This window comes from Frankia sp. CoBUL1, assembly GCF_978021245.1.
The window spans coordinates 1-8,909 of record NZ_CDXDOS010000136.1 but is presented as its reverse complement, the minus strand read 5'-3'; the positions used below and the strand labels follow the sequence as shown (position 1 = coordinate 8,909).

Below are 8,909 nucleotides of genomic sequence, written 5' to 3'. Positions count from 1 at the left end.
CCCTGGAAGATCGGCCTCATCGCCAAGGCGACCCTCGTGCTCATCCACACCGAGCACCGCCGCACCACCTAAACAGCCACTACACGAACAACACATCGGCGATCGCTAAACGTCACGGGCTGTTACGCGGAAAGGCTCAATGCGTGGCGCGTGCTGGTTGGTGAGCGGATCTCCGGTGGCAAGACCGCTTTCACGTACAACTGGGTATGGCGCCGACTTTCGGACAGCAATGGAAACCACTCGCCACGCTCGCTTGTCCGGCTTTTCCACCTCGCCGCTGACCGAGAGCGGCGACTGTCGCTGGCACCGCCCTACTACGAGCGCAGCCTGATACGTCCCCGGGCGCTCGTGGAGTCGCTGGATGACATCAGTGAACAGGAAATCGACTCCCTGCAGGACGAGTTTGCCGAGCTCGTTCCCTTGTTCGATGCGCTCCGGGGAATCGGACGTACGCCGTTTCCGGCGCGAGAGCTGGAGGTCGACTCGGACGTCGAGAACCTCGGGCTGGAGGCCGGCCTCCTCGGCATCGATCTTGGTACACGCGATGACACCGAGCGCTACCGCGTCCCGGAGCTGTACCGAAAGGCACTGGGTATGGGGCGTAAGGGCCAGGCATGAAACGGGTGCCGGCTGTAGCGGCTCGACTCGAGCCGCGCGGCTGGCCCCGGCCCGCGCGGCTGGTCAGGCCGGCGGGTTCTCGCGCCAGCGGGAGGTGATCGGCAGTCGGCGGTCGCGGCCGAACGCCTTGGAGGTCATCTTCGGCCCGGGCGGGTTCTGGCGGCGCTTGTACTCGGCGAGGTCGACGAGCCGGATCACCTTGTCCACCACGGCCGGATCGTGCCCGGCCGCGATCAGCTCGGCCCGGCCCCGGTCGTGGCTGACGTAGTCGTCCAGGACGGGATCGAGGATGCCGTAGTCGGGCAGCCGGTCGGAGTCGAGCTGGCCCGGGGCAAGCTCGGCGGACGGCGCCTTGACGATGATCTCATCGGGAATGGGTGGCGCCTCGCCACGCTTCTCCGCGGCGGCGTTGCGCCAGCGCGCCAGCCCCCAGACGCGGGTCTTCGAGACGTCCTTGATGGGAGCGTAGCCGCCGGCGCTGTCCCCGTAGAGGGTGGAGAACCCCGTTGCCAGCTCGCTTTTGTTGCCGGTGGTGAGGATCAGGTGCCCATGCTGGTTCGACAACGCCATGAGCAGCGTTCCGCGCACCCGGGCCTGCAGGTTCTCGTCCGCGAGGCCGTGCAACCCGCCGAGGGCGGCTGCGGCGGCGCGGAACGCGGCGGCGATCGGCTCGATGGGCACCACGGCGTGCCGCGTGCCCTGGCGGTGGGCGAGTTCGGCGGCGTCGGTCACCGAATGCCCCGACGAGTAGCCCGAGGGCAGGGCGACGGTGTGGACGGCGTCGGCGCCGATCGCGTCGACCGCGATGGTCGCGACGAGCGCGGAGTCGATACCGCCGGACAGCCCGAGCGCCACCGAGGAGAAGCCGTTCTTACGGATGTAGTCGCGGGTGGCGGTGACCAGTGCGGTGTACAGCTCCCCGGCGGGCTCGGGGCGGTCGGCCACGACCGGAGGCAGGGGGGTGAACGGTGCCAGCGGCTCGGCGGCCAGTACCGTGCGCGTCACCGTCATCGTCGTGCCGTCCTCGGCGTCGACGGCCCCGGACACCGCCCGCGCCGGGCCGGAACCGGCCGCGGGCAGGTCCAGGTCGGTGATCAGCAGCGCCTCGCTGAAGACCGGCGCCCGCGCGACGAGTTCCCCCGCGGCGTCGACGACGAGGGAGTCCCCGTCGAAGACCAGCTCGTCCTGCCCGCCGACAAGGTTGACGTAGGCCAGGGCGGCCGCGGCCTCCCGGGCGCGCTCGGCACACAGGGCGTCGCGCTGGAAGGACTTCCCCTGCTCGTAGGGGGAGCCGTTGATGCACAGGACGAGGCCGACCCCGGACCGGCGGGCCACGGTGATCGGCCCGCCCTGCTGCCACAGGTCCTCGCAGATCGTCAGGCCCACGTCGATCCCGTGCAGCCGCAGCACCGGAAAGGCCATGCCGGGCACGAAGTAGCGGAACTCGTCGAAGACGCCGTAGTTCGGCAGGTGATGCTTGGCGTAACGCGCGACAACCTCGCCGCCCCAGAGCACCGCGGCGGCGTTCTGCGGTTCACCGGCCGGGCGTCCCACATTCGGCGCGGGTTGCGCGGACGCGTCTAGGTAGCCGACGACGACGGCGATCTTGCCACACCCCTCCTCGGCCAGCCGGCGGGCCAGAGCTACCAGCGCCCGCTGGCTCGCGGCGACGAAGGAGCGGCGCAGGACGAGGTCCTCCGGCGGATAGCCGGTCAACGTGAGTTCACCGAAGGCAATCAGATGAGCGCCGTTGGCGACGGCCCGTTTCGTCCAGGTGCTGACCAGGTCGGCGTTACCGGTGAGGTCCCCGACGGTCGTGTCCACCTGGGCGAGGGCGATCCGCAGCTGGGCCATGGTTGCAGCGTAGGCGGTCGCGGCGTGGGCCGTTAGGTCCCGTGTCGGGAGGGTAGGTAACACGCCGTTGGCGGACGGGTTGCTACCAGGCAACATCACGGCGATGAACGGATGTAGTCGCTAGGGTCGGGATAAGCACATCGGGTGGCCCGTATCGTCGAGTCCACATCCTCAGCGCGGAGGCACTATGGACAAACAGCAGGAGTTCGTTCTCCGGACTCTGGAGGAGCGGGACATCCGCTTCGTTCGACTCTGGTTCACCGACGTACTCGGGTACCTGAAGTCGGTGGAGATCGCCCCCGCGGAGCTGGAGGGGGCGCTGGCGGAGGGTATCGGTTTCGACGGATCCGCCATTGAGGGCTTTGCGCGGGTGCACGAGGCCGACATGCTGGCCCGGCCCGACCCCTCCACCTTCCAGGTGCTTCCCTGGCGCGGTGAACATCCGCTTACGGCCCGGATGTTCTGCGACCTCGTGATGCCGGACGGCACGCCCGCCGCCGCCGACTCGCGCTGGGTGCTGCGGAGCGCGCTGGCCAGGGCTGCCGACGCGGGGTTCACGTTTTACACCCATCCGGAGATCGAGTTCTTCCTGCTCAGGGAGCCGCCGAAGCGCGGTGGCCCGGTGCCCCCGCCGGTGGACGAATCAGGCTACTTCGACCTGACCCCCAATGACATCAGCCATGATTTCCGGCAACAGGCCATCAGCATGCTCGAACGGCTGGGTATCTCGGTGGAGTTCAGCCATCACGAGGTGGCCCCCGGCCAGCAGGAGATCGATCTCCGCTACGCCGACGCCCTCACCATCGCCGACAACATCATGACCTTCCGCCAGGTGGTCAGGGAGGTGGCGTTGCGGCAGGGTATTTACGCCACCTTCATGCCCAAGCCGTTCGGTAACCAGGCCGGGTCGGGGATGCACACCCATCTGAGCCTTTTCGAGGGCGACCGTAACGCCTTTCACGACCCGACCGACGACTATCAGCTGTCCAAGGTGGCGAAGGCCTTCATCGCCGGGCTCCTCGCGCACGCCGCCGAAATCACCGCGGTGACCAACCAGTGGGTGAACTCCTACAAGCGGCTCATCGGTGACCAGCAGGCCGGCGAGGTGCTGGAGGCGCCGGCCTATGTGTGCTGGGGCCACAACAACCGTTCGGCGCTCGTGCGGGTTCCGCTCTACAAGCTCCACAAATCCAACGCCACCCGGGTGGAGTTCCGGCTGCCGGACAGCGCGTGCAACCCGTATCTCACCTTCGCCCTGGTGCTGGCAGCCGGCCTGCGGGGTGTCCAGGGCGGTTATGAGCTGCCACCGGCTTCGGCGGACGACGTCTGGACGCTCACCGACACGCAGCGCCGTGAGCGCGGGATCACCGCCCTGCCCGGCTCGCTCGCCGAGGCGGTCAAGGTGATGGAGCATTCCGCGCTTGTGCGGGAGACCCTCGGCGACGAGTTGTTCGACTTCTTCCTGCGGAACAAGCGGGCCGAGTGGCTGGAATACCGTCGGCAGGTGACCCCGTTCGAGATCGACCGGTACCTGCCGGTGCTATGACCGGGCGGACCGGCACCCGGCTCCCCACGGTTGGGCCGGGACCGGTCGGGCCGGGACCGGTCCCGGCCCATCCGCGGGGGAGTTCGGTCGCCGCGCAGCTCGCGCGGCTCGGCTTCACCGACGTCGACCGGGTCGAGACGACGATGCGCCGCCTCGGCCTGCTCACTCCGGCCGTCCAGTCGCCCACCGCCGGCAGGGATGTCCTGCCCGGTCCCGCCACCGTGGGAATCGTGCGCGAGGAACGGCTCGAGGCCAACGTCGTGGCCGGCTCGCTGGCGGCCGCGGCCGATCCGGACCGGGCTCTCGCCGCGCTGGACCGGCTCGTGGACGCCCTCGGCCCGGCCGGGGGCGCGGCCCTCGTCGGCGCGCTGGCCCGCCACGAGGGGCTGCGGGAACGGCTCGCCGCCGTGCTCGGCGCGAGCATCGCGCTTGGCGATCATCTTGCCCGCCATCCGGCGGACTGGCGCATCCTGGAAGCCGACGAGGTGGTCACCGCCCCGCCGGATGCGGCGAGCGTGCGGGCAGGTCTGCTGCGCGCGGTCGGCGCGGATCAGGACGATCCGGCGCCCCGGGCTGCGGGCGACGGTCCCCAGATCCTCGACGCCCTGCGGATCGCGCACCGCAGGGCGCTGCTGGTCCTCGCGGCGCGGGACCTGACCGGCGCGGTGCCGCTCGACGAGGCCACGGCCGAACTCGCCGATCTGGCGGGATTCGCGCTGGACGCGGCGCTGGCGGTCGCCCGTGCCGGGCTCGACCCGCGGCTGCCCCCGGTCCGGCTCGCCGTGATCGGCATGGGCAAGTGCGGCGGACGGGAACTGAACTACGTCAGCGACGTCGATGTCGTGTTCGTCGCCGAGCCGACGGCACCCCGCGATGCGGCAAACGGTACGGCGAACGGGGGGAAGAGCGGGGCGGCACCGGCCGGGTCGGCGGTACTGACGGCGGCGACGCGGCTGGCGGAGGGGCTGGTCCGGGCCGCCGGCACCGTCACCGCTGCCGGTGCGCTGTTCCAGGTCGATGTGGGGCTTCGCCCGGAGGGCCGGGACGGTGCCCTGGTCCGCACGCTCGCCAGCCACCACGCCTACTACCGTCGCTGGGCCCGGACCTGGGAGTTCCAGGCGTTACTCAAGGCCCGCCCGATCGCGGGAGACCTGGCGTTGGGCGCCGAGTTCTGCGCGATGGTCGCGCCCATGGTGTGGACGGCGGCCTCCCGTCCCGGCTTCGTGGCCGACGTGCGGGCGATGCGGCGCAGGGTGGAGTCGACGCTGTCCCGCGCGGAGGCGGAGCGCAATCTCAAGCTGGGCCCGGGCGGCCTGCGCGACGTCGAGTTCGCCGTCCAGCTGCTGCAACTCGTCCACGGCCGGGTGGATGCCAAGCTGCGGGTCGCCTCCACCCTGGGCGCCATCGACGGTCTGGCCCGCGGCGGCTACGTCGGTCGGCGCGACGCGGCCGGGCTCGCCGACGCCTATCGTTTTCTCCGTAACGCCGAGCACCGCCTTCAGCTGCAACGGCTGCGCCGGGTGCACACGCTGCCCCGGGACTCCACCGAGCTGCGCTGGCTGGCCCGGTCGATGGGGTTGCGCACGGCGGAGGCGTTCGAGGAGGCCCACGCTCGGGTGGTCCGATCCGTCCGATCGCTGCACGAGAAGCTCTTCTACCAGCCGTTGCTGGAGGCGGTCGCCCGCCTGTCGACGGAGGAGATCCGCCTCACCCCCCAGGAGGCGGCCGACCGGCTGGCCGCGCTCGGCTTCGCCGCGCCGGACCGGTCGTTGCGCCATATCGAGGCGCTGACCAGCGGGGTGAGCCGGACGGCCGCGATCCAACGCCACCTGTTGCCGACGATGCTGCCCACCTTCGCCGACGCCCCCGATCCCGACGCCGGGCTGCTGGCCTATCGGCGGGTCAGCGAGGCACTCGGGCGCACCCCGTGGTATATGCGGCTGCTGCGGGACTCCGCCGGCGCCGCGGACCGGCTCGCCCGGGTGCTCGCGACCAGCCGGTACGTGGCGGACCTGATGGCCCGCGTGCCGGAGTCGGTGCGGCTGCTGCGCACCGAGGACGATCTCGTCCCGGTGCCGCGGGAGGCACTGGTTCGGACCATGGTGGCGATCGCCCACCGCAACCCCGACTGGGAGGAGGCCGTCGGGCGGGCCCGGGCGGTGCGCCGCGTCGAACTGGTCCGGGTCGCCTGCGCGGACCTGCTCGGCCTGCAGGACGTCGCAGCCGTGGGCCGGGCGCTGGCGGACGCCGCGGCCGCCACCATTGCCGCGTCCCTGCTCGTCGCCGAGCGCAGGGTCGCCGGAGGTGACCCGGAGTCGTTGCCGGCGCGGATCTCGATGATCGCGATGGGCCGGCTCGGCGGCGCGGAGATGTCCTACGGCAGCGACGCCGACGTGCTGTTCGTGCACGAGGCCAGGCCAGGAGCGTCGGCGGACCGGGCGAGCAGGGCCGTCGCCGAGGTGGTCGGTGAGCTGCACCGGCTGCTGGCCGTTCCCGGACCCGATCCGGCGCTGCGCCTGGACACGGCGCTGCGTCCGGAGGGGCGCAGCGGCCCGGCCTCGCGCACGCTGGAGGCGTACGCGGCCTACTACCAACGGTGGTCGCAGGAGTGGGAGTCGCAGGCGCTGCTGCGGGCGGAGCCCCTGGCCGGTGATCCCGGGCTCGCCTACCGGTTCTGCCGGCTGGCGGACACGGTGCGTTACCCGACCACGCTTCCCGCGGGCGCCCTGGAAGAGATCATCCGCCTGCGCGGGCGGATGGAGCGGGAACGGATCCCACGGGGAGTCGATCGTACGCTGCACCTGAAGTTCGGCCCCGGGGGGCTGACCGACGTGGAATGGGCGGTGCAGATCCTCCAGTTGCGCCACGGCCGGCAGATTCCCACGCTGCGCACGACGTCGACGCTCGAAGGCCTGGGGGCCGCGGTCGTCGCCGGTCTGCTCGACGCGAGCGAGGCGGAGATCCTGCGCGCGGCCTGGATGTCCGCCTCCCGCATCCGCAACGCGAGCACGCTGGCCGGCTGGCCGCGTCCGGACGTCGTCCCCGACCGCCCGCCCGGTCTGGAGGCGATGGCGAGCGCGGCGGGATATCCCGCCGACCGGGCCGGCGAGCTCGTCGCCGAGCACCGCCGGTCGGCGGCGCTGGCCCGCGCCGTCGTCGAGGAGGTGTTCGCGCGCGAGCGGACCGCGGATTTCGGCTAGTACGTCCGGTGGTGCTGGAACCGCGCCACCGTAAGACCGGGCGGCAGGCGGTCGTGTCGTCGGGAGCACCGCCACGGCCGCCTGTACTCCGGGATGGTGACCATTCGTCAGACGGTCGCCTCGGCCGGGGCCGGGGTGGTCTGGGACGGCACGAACAGCGTCGGCTTGTCGCCGGCCAAGGCGCTGCAGCAGGTGTCGATCATGAGCGCGGAGACCAGGTACGGGTCCATGTTCGCGTTCGGGCGACGGTCTTCCAGCCAGCCCTTCTTGGCCTTCTCGACAGCCCACGGAATGCGGATCGACGCGCCGCGGTCGGAGGCGCCCCAGGAGAACTTGTTCCACGGAGCCGTCTCGTGCTTACCGGTCAGCCGGTCCTGGATGCCGTGACCGTAGTGGGTCACGTGCTCCAGCACCCGGGTGCCGAGCGCCTCGCAGCAGGCGACGATGGCGTCCCAGCCCTCCATCGTCTGCCTGGTGGAGAAGTTGGTGTGCGCGCCGGCGCCGTTCCAGTCGCCCGGGATCGGCTTGGCGGCGAACGACACCTCGACGCCGTAGTCCTCGGCGATCCGGTGGAGCAGCCAGCGGCCCAACCAGATCTGGTCGCCGATCGCCGGGGCGGGGAGCACGCCGATCTGGAACTCCCACTGGCCCATCATGACCTCGGCGTTGGTGCCCTCGATGGCGAGACCGGCGTCGAGGCAGGCCTGCGCGTGCCTCTCGACGATCTGGCGGCCGGGCATCTTCGAGCCGCCGACGCCACAGTAGTACGGTCCCTGCGGCGCGGGGTAGCCGACCTCCGGCCAGCCGTAGGGACGGCCGTCCTTGAAGAAGGTGTACTCCTGCTCGATGCCGAACATCGGCGTCATGTCGGCGTACTTCTCGGCGACGGTCCGGGCGGCGGCCCGGGTGTTCGTCGGGTGCGGCGTGAAGTCGGTCAGCTCGACCTCGCAGAGCACCAGGAGGTTGTCGCCACCCCGCAGCGGGTCGGGCGTGACGAAGACGGGCCGCAGCACGCAGTCCGAGTTCGATCCGGGCGCCTGGTTGGTGCTCGAGCCGTCGAAGCCCCAGATCTCCGGTTCCTTACCGTCCCTGATGATGCGGGTCTTGCTGCGCATCAGCGGCTCGGGCTCGGTGCCGTCGATCCAGATGTACTCGGCCTGATAACTCACTCATACTCCCCGTGGTTGATCCTGCACGTTACGGAGCGACTTCGTGATCGGCCTGGCCAGCCGACCCAGGCCGCGAATGACGGGAGGGTTCGACCGGAGCCTTGCCGTGCCCAGTTACCTTCCTGTTCCTCGATTGTTAATTTTTGGTCTCTGCTATGTCACGAAAGGCTGGCTCTGGGCGATCGGGGCCGGCTGCCGTCCGGGATTTTCGGGGTCCCCGACTCCGCTTTCGTGTCGTGGTGTCCCGGCGGGTGTCGGAGGGAAATGGCCAGTATTCTGGACCGCGCCGTTCCGCATATACGTGAGGCCCGCCTCCGACGTCGTCGAAGTAGGGCCTCGGGGAATCGGTATACTAATTTTCAATGCGGGTTCGGGGTTTCGCCTGGTATCCCGGGAAAGAGTCCGGGCATCTCCCGTTCGCGATCTTTCCGGCGCTCGCCGGCGCTTGGTGGATAGCGGCGGACCTTCGGCCGGTCTCCGCCCGGAGGTGGCGGCGGGACCTGGTTTCCGCACGCGTCCCCG

At 70.7% G+C, this 8,909-nt stretch carries 5 protein-coding genes; 3 read left to right on the top strand and 2 right to left on the bottom strand.

Translation table 11 applies throughout. The features are described 5' to 3' along the window. Window positions 1-150: 150 nt before the first annotated feature. On the top strand, window positions 151-618 hold the full coding sequence (locus AC08OX_RS11225; protein WP_476607760.1) for a hypothetical protein: 468 nt from the start codon (window positions 151-153) through the stop codon (window positions 616-618). Window positions 619-681: 63 nt separating this feature from the next. Here the strand turns inward: AC08OX_RS11225 and AC08OX_RS11220 are convergent, their stop codons facing one another. Beyond that, window positions 682-2,472 (bottom strand): NAD+ synthase, encoded by a 1,791-nt coding sequence (locus AC08OX_RS11220; protein WP_476607759.1) that lies wholly within the window; start codon window positions 2,470-2,472, stop codon window positions 682-684. A 187-nt stretch (window positions 2,473-2,659) separates the two neighbouring features. Between AC08OX_RS11220 and AC08OX_RS11215 the strand changes: the two genes are divergently transcribed. Further along, window positions 2,660-4,018 carry a glutamine synthetase family protein gene (locus AC08OX_RS11215; RefSeq protein ID WP_476607758.1) on the top strand — a complete coding sequence of 453 codons (1,359 nt, stop codon included), beginning with the start codon at window positions 2,660-2,662 and terminating at the stop codon, window positions 4,016-4,018. After that, window positions 4,015-7,218, top strand: coding sequence for a bifunctional [glutamine synthetase] adenylyltransferase/[glutamine synthetase]-adenylyl-L-tyrosine phosphorylase (locus tag AC08OX_RS11210; RefSeq protein ID WP_476607757.1), 3,204 nt, complete (start codon window positions 4,015-4,017; stop codon window positions 7,216-7,218). The genes AC08OX_RS11215 and AC08OX_RS11210 overlap by 4 nt, the downstream gene beginning before the upstream one ends. Window positions 7,219-7,325: 107 nt before the next feature. Here the strand turns inward: AC08OX_RS11210 and glnII are convergent, their stop codons facing one another. Further along, window positions 7,326-8,387, bottom strand: coding sequence for a glutamine synthetase GlnII (gene glnII / locus AC08OX_RS11205; protein WP_476607756.1), 1,062 nt, complete (start codon window positions 8,385-8,387; stop codon window positions 7,326-7,328). Window positions 8,388-8,909 lie beyond the last annotated feature (522 nt).

What these genes read in the sequence shown, in the direction of transcription:
- AC08OX_RS11210 (WP_476607757.1), top strand. Translation starts at nt 4,015, where the DNA reads ATGACCGGGCGGACCGGCACCCGGCTCCCCACGGTTGGGCCGGGACCG.
- AC08OX_RS11220 (WP_476607759.1), bottom strand. Translation starts at nt 2,472, where the DNA reads ATGGCCCAGCTGCGGATCGCCCTCGCCCAGGTGGACACGACCGTCGGG.
- AC08OX_RS11215 (WP_476607758.1), top strand. Translation starts at nt 2,660, where the DNA reads ATGGACAAACAGCAGGAGTTCGTTCTCCGGACTCTGGAGGAGCGGGAC.